Raw genomic sequence first — 26,157 nt, forward strand, 5'->3', positions numbered from 1 at the left:
CGGGGCCGGATAGCCTGCACCCTCCGTGAAGCAGATTTCGCCCCTTCTCCGCCGTGCGTTCGTCGCCGCGGCATTCGTTCTCGTCGTGTCGGCCTGTGGGTCGGACAGTGACGACGCCCTCATCACCGTCAACGGCGTCGAGATGATGAGTGTCGACGAGCTCGGCTCGACCTTCGATCGGTCCCTCGTCGGGCCCGCGCTCGAGTACGGCATCACCACCGAGGTGCTCGTCGCCGAACTCAGCGATCGGGGCTACGAGGCGAGCGACGAGGTCAGGGCCGATGCCCAGACGGAGTTCGACCTCCTCGCCGCCCAGGACCCGACGTTCCCGGCGGCGGACTCGGCCGAAGCGATGTTCGTGCTTCGCCGCTTCGTCGCCCTCTACGCGGTGGCGGACCATCTCGCCGCCGAAGGCGTCGAGCCCTCGCTGCCGGCCGAGCTGTGCTCGTCGCACATCCTCGTCGACACGCTCGAGGAGGCGGAGGCCGTCGTCGTCCGCCTCGACGCCGGAGAGGACTTCGCCGCCGTGGCGATGGAAGTGTCGATCGGCCCGTCCAGCGAGGTCGGCGGCGACATCGGCTGCTACACGACCGACAGCCTCGACCCGGGCTACGTCGCCGGCGCCCGGGCGACCGACATCGGGGACGTCTCCGCCCCGGCTCAGAGCAGTTTCGGCTGGCACGTCATCCACGTCCGCTCGTTCGAGGCCCAGAGCATCGACGATCCGATCGCCGTGCGTGACGCCTATCTGAGCACCCCGGAGTTCGCCGAACTCGAAGCTGCCGCGTTCACCGATGTCGAGATCGAGATCCATCCGGACTTCGGCACCTACGACCCGGTCACGGGCGTCACCCCGGCCGGCTGATCGTCGCGATGGGCACGATCACGATCGTCGGGCTCGGGCCCGCCGACGGATCGCTCGTCACCGCGCAGACCACGGACGCGATCGCCGCGGCCGCCCGCTGCTTCGTCCGCACGACCCGCCACCCGGCGGCGGCCGTGCTGGCCCCCACTGCGGTGTCGTTCGACGACGTCTACGAGACGGCCGCCGACTTCGACGAGGTCTACGAGACCATCGCGGCCCGCCTGATCGACGAGGCGGCGGCCGGCGACCTGCTCTACGCGGTTCCCGGCTCGCCGCTCGTCCTCGAGCGCAGCGTGGCGATCCTGCGGGAGCGAGCCGGGGCCGCCGGGGTCGGACTCGTCGAACTCCCCGCGGTCTCCTTCCTCGATCTCGTCTGGCAGCGGATGGGCGACCCCGTCGAGTCCAACGTGACGCTGATCGACGGCCATCGCTTCGCCGAGCAGGCTGCTGGCCGGGCCGGCCCGTTCCTCGTCGCCCACTGTCACTCGAAGGCCGTGCTGTCGGACATCAAGTTGGCGATCGACGAGCCGCCGTCGGAGGTGATCGTCCTGCGCCACCTCGGGCTCGACAGCGAGACGGTGTCACCCGTCGCGTGGGCCGATCTCGACCGCGACGTCGCTGCCGACCACCTGACCTCGCTCTGGATCGGCCCGCTGACCGAACCCGTCGCCCCCGAGTTCGCCCGGTTCGAGGAGCTCGTGCGGGTGCTGCGCGAACAGTGCCCGTGGGACCGCAAGCAGACCCACGCCAGCCTCCGTCAGCACCTGCTCGAGGAGACGCACGAGACGCTGGAGGCGATCGACGCTCGGGCCGCCCTGGCCGACGACGAGTACGACGCCGATCTCGACGAGCACCTCGCCGAGGAGCTGGGGGACCTGCTCTACCAGATCTTCTTCCACGCCCGGCTGGCCTCCGAGCGCGGCGCCTTCACCGTCGCCGATGTCGCCCGCGGGGTGCACGACAAGCTGGTGGTGCGTCATCCCCACGTCTTCGGCGACGTCAGCGCCGACGACGCCGACACGGTCCTCTCCAACTGGGAGGCGATCAAGCGGGAGGAGAAGGGACGCGAGTCGGCGATGGACGGCATCCCGTCAGCCCTTCCGGCGCTGCTCTTCGCCCTGAAGTCGCAGAAGCGGGCCGCCGGTGTCGGTTTCGACTGGTCCGGTGGGCCGGAGGTCGCCTACGCCGACGTGGAGGACGAGCTCGCCGAAGTGCGTGAGGATCCGTCCGAGCACGAGGTCGGTGACCTGCTCTTCGCCGCCGTGCAGGTCGCCCGCCGGCTCGACATCGACCCCGAGTCCGCCCTGCGGGGCGCCGCCAACCGGTTCATCCGCCGGTTCCGTTCGGTCGAGGCGATGGCGGCGGACGACGGGCTGGACATCGCGGGGGCGTCGGTCCCGGAGTTGGAGTCCCTGTGGCAACGGGCGAAGGCGGCGGACTGAAGACGACTGGATTCCGGCCGGCGCGGACGCGAGACTGAACGGGATCCCGGCGGTCGGAGGATCCTTCGACCGTCGCGCGGATCGCGCGAATACCTCACGCTGCGCGCGATGGTCGGTAACATCCACCCGGGTTCCGACCCAGAACGACCGCACCACAGAGGAAACGCGCAGTGAGCATCATCGAGCGAGTCCACGGCCGAGAGGTCTTCGATTCCCGAGGCAACCCGACCGTCGAGGTCGAGATCGAACTCGACTCGGGCGCGCTCGGCCGCGCCATGGTCCCGTCCGGCGCATCGACCGGCGCCTTCGAGGCGGTCGAGTTGCGCGACGGTGGCGACCGGATGAACGGCAAGGGTGTGCTGACCGCCGTCGGCTTCGTGAACGGTGAGCTCGCCGACGCGGTCGCCGGCCTCGACGCCGTCGACCAGCGGGGCGTCGACGCCGCGATGATCGCGGTCGACGGCACGGACAACAAGGGCCGGGTCGGCGCCAACGCGATCCTCGGCATCAGCCTCGCCGCGGCCCACGCCGCGGCCACCGAACTCCAGATTCCCCTCTGGCGCCACGTGGGTGGCTCGAACGCCCACGTCCTCCCGGTGCCGATGATGAACGTGCTCAACGGCGGCGAGCACGCCGACAACAGTGTCGACTACCAGGAGTTCATGTTCATGCCGGTCGGCGCGGCGTCGTTCTCCGAGGCGATGCGCTGGGGCGTGGAGGCGTACCACGTGCTCAAGGGCGTGCTCCACGAGAAGGGTCTGTCCACCGCGGTCGGCGACGAGGGCGGGTTCGCGCCCGATCTCGGCAGCAACGAGGAAGCCGTCCAGCTGTTGATCGACGCGATCGAACGAACCGGATTGACGCCGGGTGACGACATGGCGATCGCGATGGACGTGGCGTCCACCGAGTTCTTCCGCGACGGGGTCTACGACCTCGCCAGCGAAGGGCGCCGGCTGACGCCCGACGAGATGGTCGCCGAGCTCGCGGGGCTGTGTGACCGCTACCCGATCGTGTCGATCGAGGACGGCATGGCCGAGGACGACTGGGACGGCTGGGCCGCGCTCACCGAAGCCGTCGGTTCGCGGATCCAGCTCGTGGGCGACGACCTGTTCGTCACCAACACCGAGCGGCTCGGTCGGGGCATCGAGTCCGGCACCGCCAACTCGATCCTCATCAAGGTCAACCAGATCGGTTCGCTCACCGAGACGCTCGACGCCGTCGAGATGGCGACCCGCAGCGGCTACACGTCGGTGATGTCGCATCGCTCCGGCGAGACCGAGGACAACACGATCGCCGACCTCGCCGTCGCCACGAACTGCGGTCAGATCAAGACGGGGGCGCCGGCTCGCTCGGACCGTGTCGCCAAGTACAACCAGCTCCTGCGCATCGAGGAGCAGCTCGGTGAAGCTGCCGCGTTCCGCGGGATGGCCGCCCTGGCCGGTGGATCGTGAGCGTCCGTCATGGCTGAAGCCGCCGCGCCGCGTTCCGGCCGCATCGTGCGGGCCGGCCTCGCCGCGATCACGCTGTCCGTCGGCGTCGGGCTCGCCGCGATCCCGGTCGGCAACTGGTTCGACCAGCGAGGTGAACTGGACGACGCCCGGGTCCGCCGCGCCGCGCTCCAGGCCGAGATCGACGCGATCGAGGGCGACATCGAGGGGATTCTCGGGCCCGACGGGTTCGACGTGGCGGCCCGCTGCCGGAGCTTCTACGTGGAACCCGGCGAGGAGCTCTACGCCGTTCCCGGCCTCCAGGGCTGTGTGACACATCCGACACCCTGAACGGCGTTCCAGAGTCGGGCGCGGCCGACGCGCGGCGCTACCGTGAGCCGACACGCGTGCAGGGGGCTCGATGACCGCGAAACCAGTCGAAGCAGTCGGTCTCGTCCGCACGTTCGGAGACCTGCGCGCCGTTGACGGCATCGATCTCTCGGTGGACGCCGGGGAGATCTTCGGCTTTCTCGGCCCGAACGGCGCCGGCAAGTCCACCACCGTGCGCATGCTCGTCACCCTCCTGCGACCGACCGCAGGCACGGCCCGGGTGGCCGGATTCGACGTGGTGAAGGACGCGAACGCGGTGCGGCGCTCGATCGGCGTCGCCCTTCAGGACGCGGCGATCGATCCGCTGATGACGGGCAACGAGTTGCTCCGGCTCCAGGCCGTCCTGCACGGCCTCGGCGGCAAGGTCGGCATCGCCCGTTCCGACGAGCTGCTCGAACGGGTCGGACTCACCGCGGCGGGTGATCGCCGCGTCGGCACCTACTCGGGCGGCATGCGGCGCCGGCTCGACCTCGCCCTGGCCCTCATCCACCGACCCACCGTGCTGTTCCTCGACGAGCCCACGACCGGCCTGGACCCGACGAGCCGCCTGGCCGTGTGGGAAGAGGTGCGCTCGCTGAACGACGAGGGCACGACGGTGTTCCTCACCACCCAGTACCTCGAGGAGGCCGACGAGCTCGCCGGCCGCATCGCGATCATCGACGGCGGCAAGATCGTGCGCGAGGGCGACCCGACCACGCTGAAGGAACAGGTCGGCGATCCCACGCTCCGGATCGAGGTGGGGGATGCCGTGATGATCGACATCGCCCGATCCGTGATGGCGACGTTCGGGGACGAACGTCCGGCCCGGGCCGGACGTGTCGCCATCGGGCTGAAGGACGGCGCGGCCCGACTCGCCGACGTCGTGCGCGCCCTCGACGAGCAGGGTGTGCCGGTCGCCCATGTCGAGCTGGACTCGCCGAGCCTCGACGACGTCTTCGCGGATGCGACCGGACGCCGGCTCGAGGGCGCCGAAACGACATGACGGCCGTCCTCGACGCCCCGCGATCGCGGCTCCTGGTCACGGTCGAACAGGTCTGGTCGCTCTCGGTGCGCGCCACGGTGGCGACGTTTCGGCGGCCGACGGACTTCATCCCGGGCCTCGTGTTCCCCCTGCTCATGGCGGCGGTCTACGCCTCACAGTTCTCGCGGGCCGTCGATCTGCCGGCCTTTCCCGAGGTCGATTCGTTCCTCCAGTTCATCCTGCCGTCGTCGATCCTCCAGGGGATCGCGTTCAACGCGTCCAACGCGGGGAGCGACATGGCGACCGACATCGAGACCGGCTTCTTCGACCGCCTGATCTCCAGCCCCGTCGCCCGCCAGAGCGTCCTGATCGGGCGGGTCGCCGGTGCGGCATCGGCCGCGGCGGTGCAGGCGATGTTCCTGATGGGCGTGTTCCTCGTCTTCGGCGCTCCGGTGAAGAGCGGGCTGGCCGGGGCCGTCGCCCTGGTCATCATCTCGGTCGCCCTCGGCGTCGCCCTGTCGGGCTTCGGGCTCGCGGTGGCGATCCGCACCGGCAGCACCGAGGCCACGCAGGCGATGTTCCCGCTGATCTTCGTCATGATCTTCATCAGCTCCGCCTTCTTCCCGACCGCGCTGATGAAGGGCTGGTACCAGTCGGTCGCCGAGGTCAATCCGTTCACCCTCATCATCAACCCCACCCGCAACCTGGTGATCTCCGGCTGGAGTTGGTCGGACTTCGGGCAGGCGCTGTCGATGACGGCGCTGGTCGCCGTCTTCTCGCTCGGTCTCGCGTATCGGGCCTATCTGCGGCGGTTGCGCGTCTCATGACCACGACCGCGCCGGTGCGCGCCACGACGACCGACGAGTACGTCCCGTTCGTCCCCACCATCGCGGGGATGGCCCGTCGCAACCTGACCCGGCTCGTTCGGCTTCCGTCGATCACGGTGCCGATGGTGGTGATGCCCATGTTCTTCGTCATCGCGTTCACCGGCAGCTTCGACGGCATCACGCGGGTGGAGGGCTACCCGACGCCGAAGATCGTCAACTGGGTCGCCGCCTTCGCGATGCTCCAGGGCGCGTCGTTCGCCGGTGTCGGCACCGCCGGTGCGATGGCGAACGATCTCGAGAGCGGGTTCGTCGACCGCTTGCTGGTCAGCCCGATCCGCCGTTCGGCGATCCTCGTCGCGCCGCTCGTCTACACGCTGGTGCGAGCCATGATGCCGATCACGGTCGTGCTGATCGTCGCCACGTTTCAGGATCTGTCCGCCCCCGGCGGCGTGCTGGGGGTGCTCATGGCGTATGTCGGCGGGATCGGCGGTGCCCTGCTCTTCGGCTCGTTCGCGCTGGCGGTCGTGCTGCGCATCGGCGACGTGAAGGCGATGGCCATCGTGCAGATGGTGTCGTTCTCGCTGATGTTCCCGTCGATCGGTCAGGTGCCGATCACGCTCCTGAGCGGCTGGATGCACGGCGTCGCCCGGGTCAACCCGATCACGAACCTCCTGCGCCTCACCCGGCAGGGCTTCATCGGTGACGTCACCTGGGCGCAGACCTGGCCCGGCCTGCTCGTGCTGGGGATCGGCATTCCGGTGATGTTGGCGTGGGCCCGGCTCGAGCTCGAGCGTCGCGCCCCCTGACACCGGGATTCACTCGAGCGGCACGTCCCGCAGCACCACCGGGGTCGTGGTCACCACGTTCGTGATCGTGTCGCCGTACTCCCAGAAGCGCTCGACCACCTCGTTGAGATGGGCGACGTCACGGACCCGCACCCGGATGACGTGGGACTCGCTGCCGGTCACGCGATGGCACTCGACGACCTCGGGCGTCTCCTGGGCGAGCCGGTCGACCTCGGCCGCGTTGGGGCCGGCCGAGTGCACCCGGACGACCACCAGCATGGGGTAGCCGAAGGCGTCGGGGTCGATGACGGTGCGGTAGCCGCGGATCACGCCGTCGCGCTCGAGGCGACGGACCCGCTCGGTCGTCGCCGGGGCGGAGAGGCCGACCCGCTCGCCGAGCTCACGCATGCTGACCCGACCGTCGGCGGCCAGTTCGCTCAGGATCCGGCGGTTGATCGGGTCGATCGGTTTCGGAGGCGTCCACGGCATGGTGCCGATGATAGCAAGGTGAGTATGACGATCCGGCTTCAAAATCTCAGGTCAGATATCGGTCAGGAGCGAGGATTCCACGGAATCGTCGGCGGCGGCTTCGGTATCATGGCGTCATGAACACCGATCCCCGTGACTTCGAGAACCAGTTCGCCGAGCTGACCTGCCGGTGGAACGCCCATCAGGACCTCCGTCGGAACCATGCGTCCGTCGCCGATCTCGCCGCCAGCCGGCGCGACCTCGACGCGGCACGCGCCCGGGTCCGCGGCCTGAACGTCGCCTGATCGACGCTCCAGCGGGCATGCTGGAGCCGTGAAGGAACTGTTCGCCGACATCGACCGCTGGCGCGCCGCCGGGCAACGAGTCGCCGTCGCGCGCGTCGTGGACCTCGAGGGCTCCGGCCCCCGGCTGCCGGGCGCCGCCATGGTCGTCTCGGAGGCCGGCGATGTCGCCGGTTCGGTCTCCGGCGGCTGTGTCGAGGGCGCCGTCGTCGTCGAGGCGCTCGACGTGCTCGACACCGGCGAGCGCCGGATGGTCACGTTCGGCTACAGCGACGACGAGGCCTTCGCCGTCGGGCTCACGTGCGGCGGCACGATCCATCTGTTCATCGAGCCACTGGACTGGTGACCTGATGGGCGCGGTGTACGACCATCTGCGTGACGCAGTGCAGGCCGAGGATCCCGTCGCGCTGGCGACGATCATCGAGGGCCCCGGTACCGGCGCGAAGCTGCTCGTGCGTCCGAGTGGCGATGCGGAAGGGTCACTGGGGAACGAGGACCTCGACCGGGTCGTGGCCCGAGACGCCATCGGCGAGCTGGCGGCCGGGCGGTCCGGCATCCGCCACTATGGCGAGCACGGCGAGGCCCGCGAGGGCGTGGTGTCCGTGTTCATCGAGAGCTTCGCGGCGCCGCCGAAGATGGTGATCTTCGGAGCGGTCGACTTCACCGCGGCGCTCGCCCGCGTCGGCAAGCTGCTCGGCTACCGGGTGACGGTCTGCGATGCCCGCGAGGTCTTCGCGACGCCGGCACGTTTCCCGATGGCCGACGACGTGGTCGTCGACTGGCCGGACCGGCTGCTCGCCGAGATCGGTGCCGACCTCGGCCCCCGCGACGCCGTCTGCATCCTCACCCACGATGCGAAGTTCGATGTCCCCGCCGTCACCGCCGCGCTCACGACCGACGTGGGCTACATCGGGGTGATGGGCAGCCGTCGGACCCACGACGACCGGACCGCGCGCCTCGTCGACGCCGGCGTGGACCAGGCCGGTCTCGACCGACTGCGGTCACCGATCGGGCTCGACATCGGCGCCCGCACGCCCGAGGAGACGGCGGTGTCGATCGTCGCCGAGATCATCGGCGAACGCACCGGACGCATCGCCCAGGCGCTCTCCGAGACCGAGGGCCCGATCCACGGCTGACGGGCCGGTCAAGCCTTGGGGATCGCGACGAACGCCACGCTCACGTAGTGAAGCGCGGCGCCGCCGATCACGAAGAGATGGAAGATCTCGTGGTAGCCGAAGTGGTGGGGCCACGGGTTGGGGCGTCGGAGGGCGTAGACGGCCGCGCCGAAGGTGTAGAGCAGGCCGCCCACGGCGACGAGGGTGAACCCGGCCACGCCGAGGCTCGACCACATGTCGAACATGACGAAGACCGCCACCCAGCCCACGGCGACGTAGGGCGCGGCGGCGAGGGGCTTGGGCGCGTCGGGCCAGAGGTTGCGCACGACGATGCCGACCAGCGCCCCGATCCACACGACCGGCAGCACGACCCGGGCCACGCCGGGAGACAGCGCGAAGACCGCGATCGGCGTGTAGGTGCCGGCGATCGCGATGAAGATCATCGAGTGGTCGAGCCGCTTCATGCGCGAGCGGGCCTTCGGCGCCCAGTCGACGCGGTGGTAGAGGGCGCTGATCCCGAACAGGCCGGTGATCGCGGCGACGTAGAGGGCGATCACCAGGCGCGGCCTGACGCCCGGGGCGGCGGCGATCATGATCGGCGCCAGCGTGAGCGCGACGAAGAAGGCGTACTCGTGGGAGCGGCCCCGCAGGAGCGGTTTCACGAGATCCGGATCAGTGGTGTCGAGCATCGCAGGATCCTCAATCTTCTCGAAAGACTCTTCGAACTGGTGGGAACTCATCGGGCGAAACCCGATCAGTTTTCACCAGTTCGGGGTTGGGGGGGGTCAGGGCGCAGGGGAGCGGCGGGGGACGCCGAAGCCCCACACGAGTATGGCGACGATCGCGCCGAACGCGGCGAGGATCAACGCACCGAGCGCGATCAGACGGGGACGAGCCCAGGTGTCGGCGGTGGACCAGCCGAGGTCGACACCCGGCCGATCTTCACCGCCGAGCGACCACTCCCAGATGTGGATTCCGTCCTCGACGATGTGGGCATCGGACGACGTGATGTCGCCCTCGACCTGCACGCGAGCTCGGAAGGTCATCGGGAAGAAGTCCGGAGACGTGGTGTCCACGTTCTCGAACGGGGAGCTCTCGAGTGCGAACAGCTCCTGGAGGAAGTGCTCGACCGACGAGCGGCTGTCGGCTCGGAGTCGCCAGTCGTCGCCGTCGTTCTCGAGGGTGAGGTCGGCGAACACCGTTCCTTCATCGACGGCCTGGGTGAGATACGTCGCCAACGAGATCGTGAAGTCGAACACGAGACGTCCGTCGTCCCGTCGGATGTCGAACGAGTCGGCGATCTCGTCCAGGAACGGCTCATTCCCGCGGAGAGCGAGGATCTCAACGATGAACCGACGCCCGTCCGCCCGGTCGTACGCATCCAGATCGACGTCCTCGAACGCCCCGACGATGTCGATCCCGAGGAAGCCCGGATCGTCGGGGTCGACGATCCACTCGACCGAGTAGGTGCCCGTCCCGTCCTCGCCGATGTGGAGCGTCTCCGTCACCTCGCACGCCGAGAGCGCCAGCGCACATCCGAGGACAACGAGGACACGCCGCATGGTCAGTCCAGGCCGGGGAGGCGTCCTGGGTCGTCGGGGTTCGCCTCGGGGGCGGGGGGCGGGCCGGCGGGGGACGCCGGCTTGCCGGCACGGACGTGGAAGCTCTGGCGCCAGTCGACGTGGGTACCGCCGTCGATCGAGAGTTGCCAGGTGTAGCTCTTTCCCGGGGTGACCGGAATCGCCGGGAAATTGATCGCGAGCGGCACCGCGAGCGGCGTGCCGGGTTTCAGGCCGGCTGGCCGTCCGGCTTCGAAGCGGCCGTGGACGACGAGCGGCTTGTCCCGCACGGTGAAGGGGTGGCCGTCCTCGTCGAGGAGATCGATACGCCACTGGTGGGGAACATTGGCCCGGTCCCACGGCACCTCGATGCGGATCGCCACGCCCATCGGCTGGGGGCGGGGGCCGATCGCGGTGATGCCACCACCGAGGATGAACAGCTTGCCGTCCGCCACCTGGGCCGAGTCGGCGAGGAGCATCGTGACGCGCACGGCCGGCGGCCGGTTGGTCGACACGGGCATGGTGGGATCGACGTTCGATTCCATCGGGGCACCCTACGCCGTGACGCTGCCGACGTCGCGGGCGGGCCGGGGCGAGGGAGCCGGGCCGGAAGGCGCCAGACTGTGCCCATGACGACCGACGAGGTGTACCCGGCCAGAGAAGTGGCCCCGACCAGCACGGCCGCCGTGATCCTCGCGGCCGGTGCGGGTACGCGTTTCGCCGGTCCGAAGCACAAGCTCCTGACGGTCGTGCGAGGGAAGCCGATCGTCCGCCACGCCGTCGACAACGCCCGGGCCGCCGGGTTCGACGAAGTGATCGTGGTCGGCGGTTGCGTCGATCTCGTCGACGTGATGCCGGACGACGTCACGATCCTCCACAACGAACGCTGGGAGGACGGTCAGTCCACATCGCTGCGAGCGGCGACGCTCTACGCCGATGCCCGGGGGCACGACGCCGTCGTCGTCGGCCTCGGTGACCAGCCGGGCGTCTCGCCGGACGCGTGGCGCGCGGTGGGCGACGCCACCGGCGACATCGCCGCCGCCGACTTCGGCAAGGGCCCGCGACCTCCGGTGCGCCTCGCGGCTTCGCAATGGGCGTCGTTGCCGGTCTCGGGTGACGAGGGCGCCCGCCGCCTGATGCGCGAGCGGCCGGAGATGGTCGAGGCCGTTCCGTGCGAAGGCGACGACGCCGACGTCGACACCCTCCAGGATCTGCGCCGGTGGACCTGAGCAACAGCTTCGAGGTCGGCCATCCGATCGACCACACCTGGGCGGTGTTGACCGACATCGAACAGATCGCCCGTTGTGTCCCGGGTGCCGAGCTGCGCGAGGTCGACGGCCGCGAGTTCCGTGGCGTCATCCACGTGAAGACGGGGCCGATCACGTCCGAGTACGCCGGTGAGGCGACCGTGGTGTCCCAGAGTCCGGCCGACTACAAGGTCGTGGTCCACGGGCAGGGTCTCGACGCCGATGGCGAGGGCAAGGCGGAGGCCACCCTCACGGCGCATCTCGAGGCCGTTTCGGACACGACGACGCAGGTCAACCTCGACACGGATCTGACGTTCACCGGCCGGGTCGCGGGGCTCGGCAAGGGGGTCATCGCCGACGTCGGGGAGACCCTCGTCGCCCAGTTCGCCGAGAACCTCGACGCGCTGATGGCGGCCGGCGTGGATCGGCCGACCGAGCGGCGGCCGCCCCGCCGCACCGTCGAGATGCCCGAGCCGGAGGCGATCGACCTGATGGACGCGGCGCGCACGCCCATCCTCAAGCGGGTGGTCGCGCTGGCGATCGCCGTGGCTGCCTCGTTCGTGCTGGTCGGCCGGATCCGCCGGCTGCGCCGGATGCGCCGATGAACGCGACTGCCGCGGACCGCGAGCGGGTCGAGGAGCTGCTCGGCCGTCCGCCCGGTGGCGCGTTCGAGGTGGTCGTGCGGGACGAGACCGGCGATCCCGTCGTGCTGCGCAACGCGCCGCTTCTCGACGACGGTCGTCCCATGCCGACGCGCTACTGGCTCGTCGGCGAGAGGGCACGGCGCGACGTGGGACGACTCGAGAGCGAGGGTGGCGTTCGCCGGGCTGAGGACGCCGTGGATCCGGCCGAGCTCGAGGCGGCGCATGCCCGCTACGCCGCCGAGCGCGAGGCCGCCATCCCCGAGGAGCACGAGGGCCCGCGCCCCTCGGCAGGCGTCGGCGGCACCCGCCGGGGCGTGAAGTGCCTGCATGCCCACTACGCCTGGTATCTCGCCGGGGGCGACGATCCGGTCGGCCGGTGGGTCGCCGATCAGCTGACGAACGCGGAGGACGACTGACATGGTGACCGTTGCAGCGATCGACTGCGGCACGAACTCCACCCGCCTGCTCGTCCACGACGGCACGTCCACGGTCGAGCGGTTGATGACCATCACCCGCATGGGTGACGGTGTGGACGCCACCGGTCGGCTCAACGAGGAAGCGATCGCCCGCACGCTGGCGTGCCTGACGGAGTACCGCGGGGTCATGGACCGCCACGGCGTCGAACGGGTGCGGATCACCGCCACCAGCGCCGCCCGTGACGCGGCGAACCGCGACGAGTTCTTCGACGCGGCCGAGGCCGTGGTGGGCGCCCGGCCCGAGCTGCTGAGCGGGCTCGAGGAGGGGCGGCTCTCGTTCCGGGGAGCCACCGCTGAGCTCGATCCGGCGGACGGGCCGTTCCTCGTGTTCGACATCGGTGGCGGCTCCACCGAGTTCGCCTACGGCCTCGAGGAGGCGACCGCCGCGATCTCGCTCGACATCGGCTGCGTGCGCCTCTCCGAGAAGTACATCGAGTCGGACCCGCCGGCGCCCGAGGAGTTGGTGGCCTGCCTCTCGATCACCGAGGCGCATCTCGACGATGTGGCGAGGGAGATCCCGCAGGCCTCCGCGGCACGCACCTTCATCGGGCTGGCGGGCACGGTCTCGTCCGCCGCGATGGTCGAGATCGGGCTTCCCGAATACGACCGCGACCGGGTGCACCACTTCCGGCTGACCAAGGACGCGGCCGAAGACGTCTACCGCACCGTCGCCGTGGAGAACCGGGAGGACCGGGCCCACAATCCCGGACTCGAACCGGGCCGGGTCGACACGATCGTCGCGGGCATGAGCATCCTCGTGCGGATCATGCGCCAGTTCGGGATCGAGGAGGTCCTCGTGAGCGAGGCCGACATCCTCGACGGGCTGGCGTTCTCCCTGTTCGACGACTGATTGCCCTACGATCACCGGCCGTGAGCACGCTGTTCGGTCGACGAGTCCTCCTGCGCCCCCTCGACGCGGCCGACTTCACGAAATGGCAGGAGGTGAGGCGCCGCAACAGCGACTGGCTGACCAAGTGGGAGCCGGCCCGGCTGCCCGGATCGCCGGACGTCGTCGAGGACGCGCAGGCGTTCTCCGTGCGGTGCTCGGCCCGTCAACGGGAACGCCAGCTCGGCACCGGTTACGGGTTCGGGATCTTCGTCGACGGCGTGTTCGGCGGCGAGATCAACCTCAATTCGATCCAGCGGGGACCGTTCCAGAGTTGCTACGTCGGCTACTGGATCGACGAAGCCCTCGCCGGCAACAGCTACACCCCGGAGGCCTTCGTCGTGGCCGCCCGGTTCGCGTTCGAGGAGCTGCACCTGCACCGCGTGCAGGCGGCGATCGTGCCCCGCAACGCCGCCAGCCGCCGGGTCGCCGAGAAGCTCAAGCTGCGCGACGAGGGCACCGCGGAGCGGTATCTGGAGATCAACGGCGTCTGGGAGGACCACATCCGCTACGCCATGACCGCCGAAGAGTGGGACGAACGCCGCGAGGACCTCATCGCCGAATGGATCGGCTTCTAGCCAGCGAAAAGGACCTTTTCCGCGTGAAGGACCTTCCGCGAGAAGGACCTTCCGCGAGAAGGATCTATGGTCATGAAAGGGTCGAAATCTGGGGCCCGAAGCCGTCCAGAACGACCCTTTCGTGACCATAGATCCCCTTAGGGGAGGTCGGTTTTGCGGATCTTGCCCATGGCGTTGCGGGGGAGGGCGGCGACGCGGGTGAAGGCGTCGGGGACCTTGTAGGCGGCGAGTGACGCAGCGCAATGGGCGCGGAGCTCGGCATCGTCCACGTCGGCGGACGTGACGATGGTGGCGTGGACCCGCTCGCCGAGACGGTCGTCGGCGACACCGTGCACCGCCGCCTCGGCCACGGCCGGATGCGCGAGCAGCACCGCTTCGACCTCGACGGGGTAGACGTTGGCGCCGCCCCGCAGGATCAGCTCGGAGCGACGGCCGCTGATGGTGAGCCGGCCGTTCTCGGCGAGCCAGCCGACGTCGCCGGTGTGGAGCACGTCGTCGGCCAACGCCGTCGCGGTGGCCTCCGGGCGCTTCCAGTAGCCGAGCATCGGCGTCCAGCAGCCGGCCCAGTCGCCGGTCGTCGTTGCCCCCACACAGATCTCGCCCTCGTCGCCGGTCGGCACCACAGCGCCCGACTCGTCGACGATCGAGATCTCGAACGGCTCCATCGGATAGCCCGCGGCAGTGTCGCTGATCGGCTCGTCCACCGACTCGCGCACGATGCCCGTGGGTGCCTCGCTGAGCCCGTAGCCGCCGATGGCTCGTGTGCCGAACCGGTCGGCGAAGCGGCGACGCACGTCACCGCTCACCGCGGCGCCGCCGATCACCACGAACTCGAGCGACTCGAGCAGGGCCGGGTCGACCTCGCGGGTGACGAGATCGTGGGCGATCGTCGGCACGATCGTCGAGCGGGTGATCCGGTGGCGAGCGACGTCGGCTGCGTAGTCCTCCGCCCGGGTCGAGTGGAGGACGACACCGGTGCCGCCCCGCACCAGCGCGGCGATGGGCCCGAGCACGAGCATGTTGAGGATCGTGTGGGCGAGGGGAGTGCCCTGGCGCTCGCCGGGGGCGAGCGGGTGGGTGATGAGGGTGACGAGCCCTGGCCACACGAGATTGTGCTGCGAGTGCACGGCGCCCTTCGGCCGGCCGGTCGTGCCGGACGTGTAGGCGAGCGCAGCCGGCCCATGGGGATCGATCTCCACCGCGGGTCGGTCGAGATCGGCCGTCGCAACCCGGTCGACCCACTCGGCCCGGCTGACCCGACGGGCGGCGCCGCTCACCTCCGCGAGGGCGTCGTCGGTCGCGATGTAGTGCGTGACCTCGGCGTCGTCGAGGATGAACTGCTTCTCCGGCCCGGCGAGCGGCGCGTTCACCCCGAGCCACAGGGCGCCGATCCGCTGCGTGGCGAGGAACCCGACGGGGAGCTCGGCGCAGTTCGGCAGCGTCCAGGCAACCCGGCTCCCGGGCCCGGCCCCGATCGCCACCAATGCCGCCGCGGTGCGTTCCACCTCGAGATCGAGCTCGGCGTAGGTCCACGTGCGTTCGTCGTCGATCAGCGCGACCTGGTCGGGAGTGTCGGCCAACGGACCGTCGAGCACCGACGCGATCGACGGCGGCCCGAAGGGATACGGCCGGGGCGGCGGTCGCTCGACCAGACCCGTCACCGGGTCGACCTCGACCGCCATCAGTTCTTCGAGCTGATGTTCTTCTGGAGACGTTCGACGAGGGCCCGGAAGTCGCCCTGCTCCATCGACCACAGCTGCGGCCAGAGCTCGTGGTCGACGGCTGCGTCGGACTCCGAGACCGTGTCGAGCGTGAGAATCGACGCCTTGGTGCGGGCGTTCAGCTCCTTGCCCTGCCCGGCCGCGACGGCGGCGATGGCAACGGCTTCGTCGAGCAGGTCGGCGTCGTCCACGACCTGCCACACCAGCCCGGCTTCGGCGGCCCGCTCGGCGGAGAGCACCTGACCGAAGAGCACCATCGCCATCGTGGTCTGGCGCCCGACGATCGAACGCAGGCGCCAGGTGTGGCCGCCGCCGGGGTGCAGGGCGATCTGCAGGAAGCGCGAGTCGAAGCGGGCCCGCTCACGGGCGGCGATCGCGATGTCGCAGGCGAGCAGCATGTTCATACCCGCACCGACCGCGGCGCCGTTGATCGCGCCCACGATGGGCAGCGAGCTGTGGGCGATGCGGATGAAGCCCTCGTAGATCTTCTTCATGCCCTCCGGCCCCTGATCGGCCAGGAGGTCGTCGAGGTCCGCGCCCGCGCAAAAGCCCTTGCCCGCGCCGGTCAACACGACGGCACCCACCCCATCGTCGGCCTCCCACGCATCGAGGACGGCGAGGATCTCGTCGTTCATCGCGAGTGTGATCGCGTTGCGCTTCTCGGGGTCGTTCAGCGTCAGGATCCCGACGCGGTCGCGGACTTCGGTCTCGATGAGGGCCATGGCGAGCATTCTGGCACCTTCCCCGTACGGTGAGAACGTGAGCGAGGGGCAGGGGAGCGAGGACGAGGGCACCGGCACGCCCGGCCCCTTCGCGGCGTTCGGCTTCGCCAACTTCCGAACGGTCTGGATCGGCGCGGTCATCTCCAACATCGGCCGCTGGTTCCAGTCGGTCGCGATCCCGCTCGTCATCTACGACCTGACGGACGGCAGCGCGGCCTGGGTCGGTCTGGCCGGCTTCGCCCAGCAGATCCCGACCGCCCTGCTCGGCCCGCTCGCCGGCGCGCTGGCGGACCGCTACGCCCGGCGCAACATCCTGATCGTCACCCAGTCGCTCCAGGCGGTCGCCGCGCTCGGCTTCGTCGTCATGTGGTCCGCCGGGATCCGGTCGCCCGGGGCCTACGTGCTGGCCGCGGTCGGCACCGGCGTGGCGGCCGGGCTGAACCTCCCGGCCTGGCAGGCGTTCATCAGCGAGCTCGTGCCCCGTGAGTACCTGATGAGTGCGATCACGCTCAACAGTGCGCAGTTCAACGTCGCCCGCCTCCTCGGTCCGCTGCTCGCCGGCATTGTCGTGCGCGAGTGGGGCGCCGGCTGGGCGTTCACGATCAACACGGTCACGTATCTCGCAGTGATCGTGTCGCTCGTGGCGATCACCATGCCGCGCATTCACGCGGAGCCGACCGATCGCATGCGCCCGATCCGGGAGTTCATCGCCACGATCGGCTACGTCCGTACCCGTCCGGGGATCGTGACCGCGATCGGCACCGTGACGATCATCGGCTTCTTCGGCCTCGCCGGGCAGACGATGTCGGTCACCCTCGCCGAGGACGTCTTCGGTCAGAACGACACCGGGTTCGGCATGATGCTCGCCGCCGCGGGTCTCGGCGCCGTGATCGCGTCGCCCGCGATCGCCTTCATGAGCCATCGCCTCAGTCGTTCGGTCATCCAGCAGAACGCGCTCGTCCTCTACGGCGCCGGCATCGTGCTCGCCGGCGCGGCCCCCTGGTTCGTGCTCTCGCTCGGCGGGATGTTCGTCATGGGCATGGCCCACATCGCCTCGGCCTCCACGCTCAACACGGCCATCCAGCTCCAGGTGGACGAGTCGGTGCGAGCCAAGGTGCTGTCGGTGTACATCACGTCCCTGCTGCTCGCGACGCCGCTCGGCCTACTCGTGCTCGGCCAGGCGATCGACCGCTTCGGGCCCCGGGAGACCTACATCGCGTCGGGCATCGTTCTGGTGCTGGTGGCGATCGGCCTCACGATCACCGGACGGCTCCAGGGCCTCGATGACGAGGTCGGCGTCTACGAGCCGGCGGTCAGTGCAGAGGTGCATCCGACGACGCCCGCGCCGCCCCGCTGACCCTCGGCGAGGCCGGCGGCGCTACCAGGTGTCGTCGTCCTCGGTGCGCAGGTGGCGCTGACCGTCGTCGCAGTCGTTCAGCACCGGGCACCAGCGGCACGCCGGGCCGGGCGCGGTGTTGGGGTCGCGCTGTCCGGTCGCGAGCACGAGCATGCGCTCGGTCGCGTCGACCACACGGGCGACGGTGGAGAACAGCAGGTCCTCGGTGACGTCCTCCACCTGGAAGCGGCCCTGGTCGAGGTAGTACGTCGCGAGCCGGCGGGGCGGGGTGCCGAGACGGATCGCGTCGAGGAGGGCGTAGAAGCGGAGGTCCTCACGGTGCAGGGGCGAGTAGTTGCCGGTCTTGAGATCGATGAGGACCTTGCCGGCGAGCGAGCCGTCGGCCACGCCGAGCGACAGGTCCACCCGGCCGCTCAGGATGAACCGGTCGTGCACCTCGACCCGCAGCGGTGTCTCGGTGCTCGGGTACCAGGCCGGCTTGAGGCGGGGGAAGCACTCGAGGAACTTCACGAGGAGGTCGTTGACGGAGCCCCGCAGCTCCGCCCGCTCCGTCTCGCTGACCGTCTGGAGCCAGTCGGCGAGCGGATCGATGCCCTCGGCTCGACGGCCCAGCGCCTCGTCCACGAGGGTGAGCGGCTCGATCTCGCGGCGCCAATGGATCGACAGCTCGATGGCCTTGTGGGCGATGGTGCCGCGGGCGATGGGCACCTTCCACTCGAACGGCTGGCGCTCCTCGAACTCGTACTTCCGTTCGCAGCCGAGCACTTGGCCGAGGGCGTACTTCGAGACGAACATGTTGTCGCCCGGCTTCGCGTCGGTGCGGGCGTCGAGCAGGGTCAGCATGGGCTCCAGGCCGTCCTCCAACGCCCGTTGCAGCTCGTGGCGCAGCACGGCGTCGAAGCGCGGACGCTCGTCCCGGGTCGCGCCGAGGAGGTCGAGCACCTCCTGCTGGGCCGGGTTCAGCTCGGCTGCGGACTCCGAGATCGACGCCATGGACGAAGAATGTCACACCCCATCGGCAGTATGGGACCCATGGAGGCCAGGAGTACGGGCGCCACGTCCGTCATGTTCGCGAACGCGGCCCGAAGTCTCGGGCAAGCCGCCCGACTTCGGGATCTCGTCGTGCCCGGGTTCCGGTCACCGCCGGGGGTCGAGGGCGTGCACCGCACGCTGCGGCGGCGTCGTGGGGTGCCGTCCGTAGCCGTGCGACTCAAGGGCCGGCCGTGGTCGGCCGTGGTGAGCGACATGATCGAAGGGATCGTGGTCGCCAACGGTCTCAGCGGTGCCCGTGCCGATCGGGTGCGGGCCGCGTTGTGGCTCGCCGTCGATGATCCGGGCGCTCAGACGATGGGTTCGCCGGCGAAGCGCCAGAGGAAGGTGGCCAGCTGACCGCGGGTGACCGCGCTGTCCGGTGAGAAGGTGGTCGGGCTGGTGCCGGTCGTGATCGACTCGGACACGAGATAGTCGACGGCCGCGGCGAAGAAGGCGGTGCGGGCGACGTCGGTGAACGACGCCTCGTCGGCCGCCTCGGGGCTGCCGGCGTAGCGGTGGAGGAAGGCGGCGAGCTGACCGCGGGTGACGGCGTCGTTCGGCGAGAACGTGTTCGGGCCGGTGCCGTTGGTGATGCCCTGTTCGACCATCCAGTTCACGCCGTCGGCGTAGTAGGCGGCCGGATCGGTGTCGGTGAAGGGGGCGGCCGGCGCACCCGTCGGCTCGCCGGCGAAGCGGTGCAGGAAGGTGGCCAGCTGGCCGCGGGTCACGTGGTCGTCCGGCGAGAAGGTGGTGCGGCTCGTGCCGGTCGTGATGCCGTCGGCGACCATCCAGGCCACGGCCTCTTCGTAGAAGGCGTCGCGCTCGACGTCGGTGAAGTCGGTCCGCGGTCCGTCGTCGGCAACCGCGGGGCTCGGGCCGTTCAGCAGCGTCGTCGCGCCGACCGCGCCGGTCTCGACCCAGTCGAGGTCGATGGTGGTGGACTCGAACGCCGACTCGATGGCACCCGGCGACATCGTGCCGTTGGCGTCGAGCAGGAGGGCGGCGGCGCCGGCCGTCCACGGGGTGGCGAAGCTGGTGCCGCAGACCACGCCGGTGCCGGAGGAGGTGACGCTGCGGGCACACCCGGGAGCGGCCATGTCGACCCAGGTGCCGTGGCTGCTCCAGGAGTAGCGGCCGTGGTTCTCGTCGTGGGCACCGACGGAGATGACGTCCTCGTAGGCGGCCGGGTAGATGGGGGAGTCGGTGCCGTAGTTGCCGGCAGCGGCGATCACGATCACGTCGCGGCTGAGGGCGTACTCGATCGCGCTGCGCATGACCGAGGCGTTGCTGGGCGAGCCGAAGCTGAGGTTCAGGATGTCGGCGCCCTGATCGACGGCCCAGACGATGCCCTCGGCCGCGGCGGACCAGGGCACGCTGCCGTTGGACAGCGCCACCTGCACGGGCAGGATGGTGCACTCGGAGCAGACACCGGCGCCGCCGATGTCGTTGTTCGCGGCCGCCGCGGCCACGCCGGCCACCGAGGTGCCGTGTCCGAGCGGGTCGTGGTGCGGGTCGTCGTCGATGAAGCTGACGCCGCCGAGGAGCCGGTCACCGAACTCCGGGCCGGGCACGACACCCGAATCGAGGACGGCGATCACGGTGTCCTCGCTGCCCCGGGTCGTGTCCCAGACGGTCTCGATGCCGGTGACGTGGTGCTCCCACTGGTCGACGTAGTGGGGATCGGTCGGCTCCCACATCAGGCGGGCGAACCCGTCGAGCTCGACCCCGGCGACGTCGGGCGCGGCCATCAGCCCGAGCGCGCCGTCCACGGTCGTCTCCACGACGTCGAAGCTCGGTGCCTCGCCCGGCGCCGTCTCGTGCTCGATGATCCACTGGTAGGTCGGCTCGGGCTCATCCGCCGCGGCCGCCGGAGCGACCGTGGTCGCCATCATCGCCATCCCGGCGACGATCATCGTGGCGAAGCTGCGCCGTGCTCGCGAAAGTCCCTGTCCGTTCGTCACATTCGCTGCAACGGAGGGGCAAACGCCGCTCCTGATGCGGTCGAACCGCCCGGATCACGAATAGGGGGAGGGTGCCGCGGACCCTAGGGCCGGAGGTCCCGACCGGCGCAGGGACCCCTTTCCCGCCGGTACCGTGCTGCCAGGCCCGGGTGGCGGAATCGGTAGACGCAGGGGGCTTAAACCCCCCGGCTCCCTCGGGAGCGTGTGAGTTCAAATCTCACCCCGGGCACTGTTCTGAGCAGGGAGTTCGTGTCGATTCCGGCTCCTGAAAATCGTCGGAGAGTTGCGCTGAAACGCAAATAGTCGCGAGAATAGTCGCGTACCTCACCGACGAAGGGCCGAGGCATGCGAGGGACGGTCGAGCGCTACGGCAAGGGCTGGCGCTATCGAGTCGAGCTGCCGCGAGCCGAGACGGGTCGGCGGCGCTACTCCACCAAGGCTGGCTTCAGCACCGAGGGCGACGCGCGACGCGCGCTCAACCGTGTGCTGGTCGACATCGACGATGGCGTCCACGTCGACCGCAACGACATCACCGTCGGCGAGTACCTCGTCGAGTGGCTCGACCGCGCGGCGGTCGACCTGCGGCCCACGACGATGGTCGGCTACCGGCGTTCGGCCGGACTGATCGCTGGCGAGATCGGGCGGGTGCGCCTGCAGCGTCTTACACCGATGGCAGTCGAGACGGCTTACGTCCGATTGATCGAAGAGGGCCGCGCTCGCAAGACTGTCCGCAACGTCCACGGTGTCCTGCGTCGGGCCCTCGGTGATGCCGAGCGTCTCGGCCTCGTGAACCGCAACGCCGCGGCTGCGGCGAAAGCCCCGGCCGATGAGAAGAAGGAGCGGCCGACGTGGACGCCGGACGAGCTTTCCGCCTTCCTCCGATCCACTGCCGATGATCCGCTATACGCGGCGATGGTGCTCTTCGCCACTACCGGTCTTCGGCGTGGCGAGGTGTGTGGCCTCCGGTGGGACAACGTCGACCTCGAGACCGGCGAGCTGTTCGTCGTGACCACCCGAACGACTGCCGGTCCGGTCGTGATCGATGGAACGACCAAGACGCCGAAGAGCCGTCGGCGGGTATCACTCGACAAGGGGACCGTCGGCGTGCTGCGAGCCCACAAGACCGAGCAGGCAAGGGTGCGCCTGGAACTCGGCCCCGTGTGGGTCGGGGAGGGCCACGTGTTCACGCTCGACGACGGACGGCCGCTGCACCCCGACCAGCTGAGCAAGACCTTCCGTCGCCTCGCCGATCGCTCCGACCTTCCCCGGATCCGGCTGCACGATCTGCGACACACGTACGCGACGCTCGGTCTTCGGGCCGGCGTTCACCCGAAGGTCATGTCCGAGCGACTCGGCCACGCAACCGTCGGCGTGACACTCGATCTCTATTCGCACGTCGCGCCAGCCCTCGATCGTGATGCAGCGGAGGAGGTCGCGTCCCTGCTCGACTACGCACCTATCGACTCGTCGGTCGAGGTGTCGCCAGTCGTCGAAGAGACAGATCGCCTTCGCAGAGATGGCGCAGCGCGGGCCGAGCGGCCTTCGTGATCCGACGACTGTCACCGCGTCCCACGCGAACGGCTGTCGTACAGCTCGCCGACTCGGTGGTTTAGCTCAGTAGAGAGGTATCGGCCGCCAAGGATGAGTGATGACGAGTTCACTGACTTCTTCGCAGACGCTGAGCCGCGGCTTCGGAGGGCGCTTGTCGCCGGGTACGGGCCCGAACGCGGGCGCGAGGCCGCTGCCGAGGCGCTTGCCTATGCGTGGCAGCACTGGGACACGGTCAGGGTCATGACCAATCCTGTCGGCTACCTGTACCGAGTGGGGCAGTCGAAGACCCGGCCGCGTCGCCGAACCGCCGCGTTCCCAACAGTCGTCAGCTCGGATGAGCCCTGGTTCGAGCCGGGCCTTCCCGACGCGCTCAACGGGCTCACCGATCGCGAACGGACTGCCGTCATCCTGATCGAGGGATACGGGTGGACGTATCGAGACGTGGCCGAGACAGCGGGGATCGCTCGTTCGTCCGTCCAGGTCTACTTCGAACGGGGACTGGCCAAGCTACGAACGGCGCTCGGCGTCCGTGAAGGTGAGGTGCGCCATGAGTGAGCTCGGAGATCGGCTCCGCCGGCACGTCGAAGGCAGCGCTCCCGCCATTGGCGCGCAAGAGGTCATGGCGTCGCGCCCCCGCTCCAACTCCTGGACTCGCCGTGTCGCTGTAGCCGCCGCGGTTCTTGCGATCGCGGGCACGGTCGTGGTGGCCGGCTCCCGCATCGGTGGCGACGACCCGCCTGCGGAGGTCGGCGCCGACAATCCGATCGTCCCGGACGGTCAGGCTGACCTGTGGGAGACCCTTGGTCATGGGCAAGAAGCGCCCGATCCAATTGTTCCGGAGGGATGGAAGACGCTGGAGCACGGGCGAAATCGGTTCAGCGTCCCGGCTGACTGGGCTACGCCTGCCGGGCCACACTGTCCGTCGTCTCCTGGTTTCGTGGTTATCGACGGTGTGGAGCCGATCTGCGAGCCGCCGGACACGCTTCCGTCGTCCGCGGTGCGTATTGGCGTCGCTGACGAGTTCTCTGCCACTGGCCCCGAGGCCCAACAGGTCGATGCCACGGTTACCGATTCCGGTCGAGTCCGAGTTCTCCAGGACGGGCCGGTCGCCGACACCGTCGACTGGCAGCAGGTGGACTACGGCGGCCTTGCGTTCCGCGTGCCGCCGTCGTGGCCCGTCGTCGACCTCCCGGCGAGCTTCAGGACGGAGACCCGAGACGATGGCAGCACTTCGGTCTCCGGGCACCTCAACCCCGGGAGCTGTGGAGGTGCGTGGTTCGGGTCAGGCGAGGTCGCGCTCGGCGTGACGCCGTATGCGCCGAGTTGCCCGAGGATCGGAGAATACGACCTGCGGCCAGGGCTGGGTGTCTGGGTCCGCGAGGTCGAGCCCTCGCACGATCTCCGGTCGGTCACGACCTTGAGCGGTACGGTCGACGGGTTGGCAGTGGAAGTCCTTGAAATGGATGTCGGCGGTATCGCCGACCCACTTCACGTTCTCGTTACCGACGGCGAACGCCGGGTCCTTCTTTCGCTGGGCGTCGGCCTCGACACGGTCGTCGCTCGCTCGATTCTTCACTCGATATCGGCGAGCCAGACCGCCGAACCGTCGCCGTCCTCGACACTCGCGACTGTCGCAGACTGCGATGCGTTCGACCGTTTCGCAGTGCCCACAGGCATTGTCTACGACTACGACCCCTCGAAGTCGCCAGAGCATCTGCGGGACTCGGCTGCCGCGGTGATTCGAGCGACTCTGGTGGGACTGCGTGAGGAATCCGAGGGTTCGACTTCGTACGCGGTATTCGCCGCTCGGGTTGATCGCGTCGAGAAGGGGGCCTTCCAGACTGGCGAAGAGATCGAGTTCTCCGTCGCCTTCGCGCCAGCATCTGTCCCGTTCGCTTCGATAGAGGGACAGTTCACTCGCGGTCTCGAGGTCGTCTTGTTTCTCGACGCGGGCCCCTGGCCGGGCGGATGGGGCTTGTTTCTCGAGGGCTTCTGGGCCGGCTGTGACGAAGGGCCTTCGAAGTCGGTGCTGGTAGAACCCGTCATCTGGTCTCATGAGGGAAGCCTCGACCATCTGCTCGAACGGACGAGTGGCCCGATCGAGAACGAGATCGGGATCGATGCTGCCTACCGTGCCGACGACGGGACGATCGTTGTCACCGTTACGGGCTATCGCTGGGGCTACGCCCGATGCCGAGGGGCTTACAGCGCCGCCGCGTCGACGACTGATGGCCAACTGACGATCTCTGCCACCGAGTACCTAACCGGCGACCGGAGCGGAGAGTGCGTCGAGGTGGGCTTCAGTCACGTGCTCGGCGTCACGGGAACGTCGGACACCGAGGCAAGGGAGTTGGTCGATGCCGCAACCGGCGATCTTCTAAGCATCACCGACGGCCTGGACGACGTTCGCCCCAGCTTCTATCGAGATCGGCCCCAGGTTCCCAATTGCGGGTTCCTCGACCGCAGCGGACCCGACGATGAGACCGCGGACATGTCACGGCAGTGCTTTCGTGACGCGTATGACCGTGACGATCCTGCCGAGCTGGCTGTCCTCGAGTTCGGGGACGAGGGAGAGTCAGCAGTTCGTATCTTCCGGGTTCTCGGCAACGGAGACTACGAGGTGCTCGTCGAGCAACGGCCGCCGGTCGACAACCGTGGGACGAGTGACGGAGTATGGCGTTGGCTCCGCCACGAGTGCGACTCGATCTACTTCCGTCAGCCTCCCGAGTCTCTGATCGCAAACCAGCCGGTGTTGAACTACGACGGGGAATGCCGCGAGGTCGAGGTTCGGTGAAGGCTCGACGCGACCCTCGGCTACTGATCCGTCGCGTCGTTCAGCAACGGACCAGCTGCCGGCGACAGCAGCTGATCGATCACCGACGCAGCAACCACAATCCGTGTCCGAACCGAAGACAAGGGATCTGAGTCCATCCGAAGGTGAGGTCCGAGCGCCTCGGTCGCTACTGTCGGCGTGACACTCGCCCTCTACTCCCACGTGGCCCCGTCGCTCGACCGTGATGCAGCCGACGCCGTAGCCTCGCTGATCGACTTCGAGCCCAACTCGTCGGCCGGCACGGTCGACGGGGCGGGAGCCGAGAGGAGCTGATCGATAACCGTGGCGGCGACGACGATCCGTCGGCCGAACCGCAGGCACGGGATCTCGCCGGTCCGGACGCATTCGTATGCGGTCGAGCGGGAGATGCCGAGCTGCTGTGCCGCTTCGGTGACGGTGTAGGTGCGCTTTCGTTGTGGGTCCATGCCGGCCCCAGGGACACCAGCCGGACTTGATCGCGACGACCGGACAGACCGCGGCTCCGATCCGGCGGAATCGGAGATGGAATAGGAGATGAAAGGGGAAATGGGCTGGCCCGCGACGCGGAGAAGGGTGGCTGATGTCGCGACTTGCGCTTGCCCACCTCGGCGGGCGAGCTTGCCACCGCCGAGCATCGTCGCGTTCGGGAGGGTGTCGGCGACCTTCAGAGCGTCGATGCAGCGAGGCTTTGGCACCGGGAGATGCATCTCCCGGAAGGGCAGGTCCCCCGGGACCTGCAGATGTGTCTCAGCTGTTTTCTGGACGGGAGGGAGATGGGAGATCGCTGCCGATTGGTCGACTGAGAGCGTAGGCGCCGACGCGGTTTGTCGGGGTCTATCCGACTCCTCCGCACCGGCGACGATCAGGTGGTGTTGCAGGGTGCGATTGAGTCGTTGTCGGCGCGGGGTGACGGCGCACGGTGGTAGTCGCGTGTGACGTCGATGGCCCCCGGCCAGCGCGGTTCATCCTGCGGCGGACAGGAGCGCACTCGGTTCTCTCGACCGGCCTGGAGCATTCAACTGATCCGGT

Annotated in this window: 29 protein-coding genes and 1 tRNA gene; 21 read left to right on the forward strand and 9 right to left on the reverse strand. The window is 69.3% G+C overall.

Annotated features, from left to right (window positions below):
- Window positions 1-25 precede the first annotated feature (25 nt).
- The 7 genes from R8F63_03835 to R8F63_03865 all read left to right on the forward strand — a co-directional run bounded on the left by R8F63_03835 (window position 26) and on the right by R8F63_03865 (window position 6,718).
- Window positions 26-865 (forward strand): peptidylprolyl isomerase, encoded by an 840-nt coding sequence (locus R8F63_03835; GenBank protein MDW3217722.1) that lies wholly within the window; start codon window positions 26-28, stop codon window positions 863-865.
- A gap of 8 nt (window positions 866-873) precedes the next feature.
- Window positions 874-2,307, forward strand: a complete 1,434-nt coding sequence (gene mazG / locus R8F63_03840; GenBank protein MDW3217723.1) for a nucleoside triphosphate pyrophosphohydrolase — start codon at window positions 874-876, stop codon at window positions 2,305-2,307.
- A gap of 170 nt (window positions 2,308-2,477) precedes the next feature.
- Entirely contained in the window at window positions 2,478-3,758 is a 1,281-nt protein-coding gene (eno, locus tag R8F63_03845) for a phosphopyruvate hydratase (GenBank protein MDW3217724.1), read from the forward strand.
- Window positions 3,759-3,767: 9 nt separating this feature from the next.
- Window positions 3,768-4,085 (forward strand): hypothetical protein, encoded by a 318-nt coding sequence (locus R8F63_03850; GenBank protein ID MDW3217725.1) that lies wholly within the window; start codon window positions 3,768-3,770, stop codon window positions 4,083-4,085.
- A 70-nt stretch (window positions 4,086-4,155) separates the two neighbouring features.
- Complete coding sequence (locus R8F63_03855) at window positions 4,156-5,106, forward strand: ATP-binding cassette domain-containing protein (protein ID MDW3217726.1); 951 nt, start codon at window positions 4,156-4,158, stop codon at window positions 5,104-5,106.
- Window positions 5,103-5,912, forward strand: a complete 810-nt coding sequence (locus R8F63_03860; protein MDW3217727.1) for an ABC transporter permease — start codon at window positions 5,103-5,105, stop codon at window positions 5,910-5,912. The genes R8F63_03855 and R8F63_03860 overlap by 4 nt, the downstream gene beginning before the upstream one ends.
- The gene (locus tag R8F63_03865) at window positions 5,909-6,718 is read left to right on the forward strand and encodes an ABC transporter permease (GenBank protein MDW3217728.1); all 810 of its coding nucleotides are present in this window, start codon (window positions 5,909-5,911) and stop codon (window positions 6,716-6,718) included. The genes R8F63_03860 and R8F63_03865 overlap by 4 nt, the downstream gene beginning before the upstream one ends.
- 9 nt (window positions 6,719-6,727) lie before the next feature.
- On the opposite strand, the gene R8F63_03870 is transcribed toward R8F63_03865, so the two are convergent.
- Window positions 6,728-7,186 carry an Lrp/AsnC family transcriptional regulator gene (locus R8F63_03870; GenBank protein ID MDW3217729.1) on the reverse strand — a complete coding sequence of 153 codons (459 nt, stop codon included), beginning with the start codon at window positions 7,184-7,186 and terminating at the stop codon, window positions 6,728-6,730.
- A 116-nt stretch (window positions 7,187-7,302) separates the two neighbouring features.
- On the opposite strand from R8F63_03870, the gene R8F63_03875 reads away from it, so the two are divergent.
- The 3 genes from R8F63_03875 to R8F63_03885 are packed head-to-tail and all read left to right on the forward strand — an operon-like array spanning window position 7,303 to window position 8,603.
- A complete protein-coding gene (locus R8F63_03875; protein MDW3217730.1) occupies window positions 7,303-7,470 on the forward strand; it encodes a hypothetical protein in 168 nt (55 codons plus the stop codon).
- A gap of 28 nt (window positions 7,471-7,498) precedes the next feature.
- The gene (locus R8F63_03880) at window positions 7,499-7,813 is read left to right on the forward strand and encodes an XdhC family protein (protein MDW3217731.1); all 315 of its coding nucleotides are present in this window, start codon (window positions 7,499-7,501) and stop codon (window positions 7,811-7,813) included.
- Window positions 7,814-7,817: 4 nt separating this feature from the next.
- The gene (locus tag R8F63_03885) at window positions 7,818-8,603 is read left to right on the forward strand and encodes an XdhC/CoxI family protein (GenBank protein ID MDW3217732.1); all 786 of its coding nucleotides are present in this window, start codon (window positions 7,818-7,820) and stop codon (window positions 8,601-8,603) included.
- 8 nt (window positions 8,604-8,611) lie between these two features.
- Here R8F63_03885 and R8F63_03890 read toward each other — a convergent pair whose 3' ends face one another.
- The 3 genes from R8F63_03890 to R8F63_03900 all read right to left on the reverse strand — a co-directional run bounded on the left by R8F63_03890 (window position 8,612) and on the right by R8F63_03900 (window position 10,686).
- On the reverse strand, window positions 8,612-9,271 hold the full coding sequence (locus R8F63_03890; GenBank protein ID MDW3217733.1) for a hemolysin III family protein: 660 nt from the start codon (window positions 9,269-9,271) through the stop codon (window positions 8,612-8,614).
- 96 nt (window positions 9,272-9,367) lie between these two features.
- Entirely contained in the window at window positions 9,368-10,144 is a 777-nt protein-coding gene (locus R8F63_03895) for a hypothetical protein (protein ID MDW3217734.1), read from the reverse strand.
- Between the two features lie 2 nt (window positions 10,145-10,146).
- The gene (locus R8F63_03900) at window positions 10,147-10,686 is read right to left on the reverse strand and encodes a hypothetical protein (GenBank protein ID MDW3217735.1); all 540 of its coding nucleotides are present in this window, start codon (window positions 10,684-10,686) and stop codon (window positions 10,147-10,149) included.
- A gap of 84 nt (window positions 10,687-10,770) precedes the next feature.
- Here R8F63_03900 and R8F63_03905 point away from each other — a divergent pair, with 84 nt between their 5' ends.
- Genes R8F63_03905 through R8F63_03925 form a run of 5 tightly spaced genes read left to right on the forward strand, consistent with a single transcriptional unit; the run spans window position 10,771 to window position 13,972 of the window.
- Window positions 10,771-11,370, forward strand: coding sequence for a nucleotidyltransferase family protein (locus R8F63_03905; GenBank protein MDW3217736.1), 600 nt, complete (start codon window positions 10,771-10,773; stop codon window positions 11,368-11,370).
- On the forward strand, window positions 11,361-11,993 hold the full coding sequence (locus tag R8F63_03910) for an SRPBCC family protein (GenBank protein ID MDW3217737.1): 633 nt from the start codon (window positions 11,361-11,363) through the stop codon (window positions 11,991-11,993). Before R8F63_03905 ends, R8F63_03910 begins: the two co-directional genes overlap by 10 nt.
- On the forward strand, window positions 11,990-12,448 hold the full coding sequence (locus R8F63_03915; protein ID MDW3217738.1) for a DUF501 domain-containing protein: 459 nt from the start codon (window positions 11,990-11,992) through the stop codon (window positions 12,446-12,448). The genes R8F63_03910 and R8F63_03915 overlap by 4 nt, the downstream gene beginning before the upstream one ends.
- A gap of 1 nt (window position 12,449) precedes the next feature.
- Window positions 12,450-13,358: a Ppx/GppA phosphatase family protein gene (locus R8F63_03920; GenBank protein ID MDW3217739.1), complete on the forward strand. Its 909-nt coding sequence runs from the start codon at window positions 12,450-12,452 to the stop codon at window positions 13,356-13,358.
- A 20-nt stretch (window positions 13,359-13,378) separates the two neighbouring features.
- On the forward strand, window positions 13,379-13,972 hold the full coding sequence (locus tag R8F63_03925) for a GNAT family protein (protein MDW3217740.1): 594 nt from the start codon (window positions 13,379-13,381) through the stop codon (window positions 13,970-13,972).
- Between the two features lie 137 nt (window positions 13,973-14,109).
- Here the strand turns inward: R8F63_03925 and R8F63_03930 are convergent, their stop codons facing one another.
- Window positions 14,110-15,654, reverse strand: coding sequence for an AMP-binding protein (locus R8F63_03930; GenBank protein ID MDW3217741.1), 1,545 nt, complete (start codon window positions 15,652-15,654; stop codon window positions 14,110-14,112).
- Window positions 15,654-16,415 (reverse strand): enoyl-CoA hydratase-related protein, encoded by a 762-nt coding sequence (locus R8F63_03935; protein MDW3217742.1) that lies wholly within the window; start codon window positions 16,413-16,415, stop codon window positions 15,654-15,656. Before R8F63_03935 ends, R8F63_03930 begins: the two co-directional genes overlap by 1 nt.
- Window positions 16,416-16,452: 37 nt before the next feature.
- On the opposite strand from R8F63_03935, the gene R8F63_03940 reads away from it, so the two are divergent.
- Window positions 16,453-17,772, forward strand: a complete 1,320-nt coding sequence (locus R8F63_03940; GenBank protein ID MDW3217743.1) for an MFS transporter — start codon at window positions 16,453-16,455, stop codon at window positions 17,770-17,772.
- Window positions 17,773-17,793: 21 nt separating this feature from the next.
- Here R8F63_03940 and R8F63_03945 read toward each other — a convergent pair whose 3' ends face one another.
- Window positions 17,794-18,765 (reverse strand): PD-(D/E)XK nuclease family protein, encoded by a 972-nt coding sequence (locus R8F63_03945; GenBank protein ID MDW3217744.1) that lies wholly within the window; start codon window positions 18,763-18,765, stop codon window positions 17,794-17,796.
- A 39-nt stretch (window positions 18,766-18,804) separates the two neighbouring features.
- Here R8F63_03945 and R8F63_03950 point away from each other — a divergent pair, with 39 nt between their 5' ends.
- Entirely contained in the window at window positions 18,805-19,161 is a 357-nt protein-coding gene (locus R8F63_03950; protein ID MDW3217745.1) for a hypothetical protein, read from the forward strand.
- Here R8F63_03950 and R8F63_03955 read toward each other — a convergent pair.
- Entirely contained in the window at window positions 19,113-20,717 is a 1,605-nt protein-coding gene (locus R8F63_03955; protein ID MDW3217746.1) for a S8 family serine peptidase, read from the reverse strand. The two genes, R8F63_03950 and R8F63_03955, sit on opposite strands and share 49 nt — an antisense overlap.
- Window positions 20,718-20,908: 191 nt before the next feature.
- Between R8F63_03955 and R8F63_03960 the strand changes: the two genes are divergently transcribed.
- The 4 genes from R8F63_03960 (at window position 20,909) to R8F63_03975 (ending at window position 25,110) form a co-directional block, all read left to right on the forward strand.
- Window positions 20,909-20,994 (forward strand) — tRNA-Leu (locus tag R8F63_03960).
- Between the two features lie 116 nt (window positions 20,995-21,110).
- On the forward strand, window positions 21,111-22,313 hold the full coding sequence (locus R8F63_03965) for a site-specific integrase (protein ID MDW3217747.1): 1,203 nt from the start codon (window positions 21,111-21,113) through the stop codon (window positions 22,311-22,313).
- Window positions 22,314-22,556: 243 nt separating this feature from the next.
- Complete coding sequence (locus R8F63_03970; GenBank protein ID MDW3217748.1) at window positions 22,557-22,871, forward strand: sigma factor-like helix-turn-helix DNA-binding protein; 315 nt, start codon at window positions 22,557-22,559, stop codon at window positions 22,869-22,871.
- On the forward strand, window positions 22,864-25,110 hold the full coding sequence (locus tag R8F63_03975; protein MDW3217749.1) for a hypothetical protein: 2,247 nt from the start codon (window positions 22,864-22,866) through the stop codon (window positions 25,108-25,110). The genes R8F63_03970 and R8F63_03975 overlap by 8 nt, the downstream gene beginning before the upstream one ends.
- 191 nt (window positions 25,111-25,301) lie before the next feature.
- Here the strand turns inward: R8F63_03975 and R8F63_03980 are convergent, their stop codons facing one another.
- The gene (locus tag R8F63_03980) at window positions 25,302-25,574 is read right to left on the reverse strand and encodes a helix-turn-helix domain-containing protein (protein ID MDW3217750.1); all 273 of its coding nucleotides are present in this window, start codon (window positions 25,572-25,574) and stop codon (window positions 25,302-25,304) included.
- Window positions 25,575-26,157 lie beyond the last annotated feature (583 nt).

The organism is Acidimicrobiales bacterium (assembly GCA_033344915.1).
Lineage (GTDB): Bacteria > Actinomycetota > Acidimicrobiia > Acidimicrobiales > Aldehydirespiratoraceae > JAJRXC01.

Excerpts from the sequence above, each read along its gene's own strand:
- mazG (MDW3217723.1), top strand. The coding sequence starts at position 874 with ATGGGCACGATCACGATCGTCGGGCTCGGGCCCGCCGACGGATCGCTC.
- R8F63_03850 (MDW3217725.1), top strand. The coding sequence starts at position 3,768 with ATGGCTGAAGCCGCCGCGCCGCGTTCCGGCCGCATCGTGCGGGCCGGC.
- R8F63_03855 (MDW3217726.1), top strand. The coding sequence starts at position 4,156 with ATGACCGCGAAACCAGTCGAAGCAGTCGGTCTCGTCCGCACGTTCGGA.
- R8F63_03860 (MDW3217727.1), top strand. The coding sequence starts at position 5,103 with ATGACGGCCGTCCTCGACGCCCCGCGATCGCGGCTCCTGGTCACGGTC.
- R8F63_03865 (MDW3217728.1), top strand. The coding sequence starts at position 5,909 with ATGACCACGACCGCGCCGGTGCGCGCCACGACGACCGACGAGTACGTC.
- R8F63_03870 (MDW3217729.1), bottom strand. The coding sequence starts at position 7,186 with ATGCCGTGGACGCCTCCGAAACCGATCGACCCGATCAACCGCCGGATC.
- R8F63_03875 (MDW3217730.1), top strand. The coding sequence starts at position 7,303 with ATGAACACCGATCCCCGTGACTTCGAGAACCAGTTCGCCGAGCTGACC.
- R8F63_03885 (MDW3217732.1), top strand. The coding sequence starts at position 7,818 with ATGGGCGCGGTGTACGACCATCTGCGTGACGCAGTGCAGGCCGAGGAT.
- R8F63_03890 (MDW3217733.1), bottom strand. The coding sequence starts at position 9,271 with ATGCTCGACACCACTGATCCGGATCTCGTGAAACCGCTCCTGCGGGGC.
- R8F63_03895 (MDW3217734.1), bottom strand. The coding sequence starts at position 10,144 with ATGCGGCGTGTCCTCGTTGTCCTCGGATGTGCGCTGGCGCTCTCGGCG.
- R8F63_03900 (MDW3217735.1), bottom strand. The coding sequence starts at position 10,686 with ATGGAATCGAACGTCGATCCCACCATGCCCGTGTCGACCAACCGGCCG.
- R8F63_03905 (MDW3217736.1), top strand. The coding sequence starts at position 10,771 with ATGACGACCGACGAGGTGTACCCGGCCAGAGAAGTGGCCCCGACCAGC.
- R8F63_03915 (MDW3217738.1), top strand. The coding sequence starts at position 11,990 with ATGAACGCGACTGCCGCGGACCGCGAGCGGGTCGAGGAGCTGCTCGGC.
- R8F63_03920 (MDW3217739.1), top strand. The coding sequence starts at position 12,450 with ATGGTGACCGTTGCAGCGATCGACTGCGGCACGAACTCCACCCGCCTG.
- R8F63_03930 (MDW3217741.1), bottom strand. The coding sequence starts at position 15,654 with ATGGCGGTCGAGGTCGACCCGGTGACGGGTCTGGTCGAGCGACCGCCG.
- R8F63_03935 (MDW3217742.1), bottom strand. The coding sequence starts at position 16,415 with ATGGCCCTCATCGAGACCGAAGTCCGCGACCGCGTCGGGATCCTGACG.
- R8F63_03945 (MDW3217744.1), bottom strand. The coding sequence starts at position 18,765 with ATGGCGTCGATCTCGGAGTCCGCAGCCGAGCTGAACCCGGCCCAGCAG.
- R8F63_03950 (MDW3217745.1), top strand. The coding sequence starts at position 18,805 with ATGGAGGCCAGGAGTACGGGCGCCACGTCCGTCATGTTCGCGAACGCG.
- R8F63_03955 (MDW3217746.1), bottom strand. The coding sequence starts at position 20,717 with ATGATCGTCGCCGGGATGGCGATGATGGCGACCACGGTCGCTCCGGCG.
- R8F63_03965 (MDW3217747.1), top strand. The coding sequence starts at position 21,111 with ATGCGAGGGACGGTCGAGCGCTACGGCAAGGGCTGGCGCTATCGAGTC.
- R8F63_03970 (MDW3217748.1), top strand. The coding sequence starts at position 22,557 with ATGACCAATCCTGTCGGCTACCTGTACCGAGTGGGGCAGTCGAAGACC.
- R8F63_03975 (MDW3217749.1), top strand. The coding sequence starts at position 22,864 with ATGAGTGAGCTCGGAGATCGGCTCCGCCGGCACGTCGAAGGCAGCGCT.
- R8F63_03980 (MDW3217750.1), bottom strand. The coding sequence starts at position 25,574 with ATGGACCCACAACGAAAGCGCACCTACACCGTCACCGAAGCGGCACAG.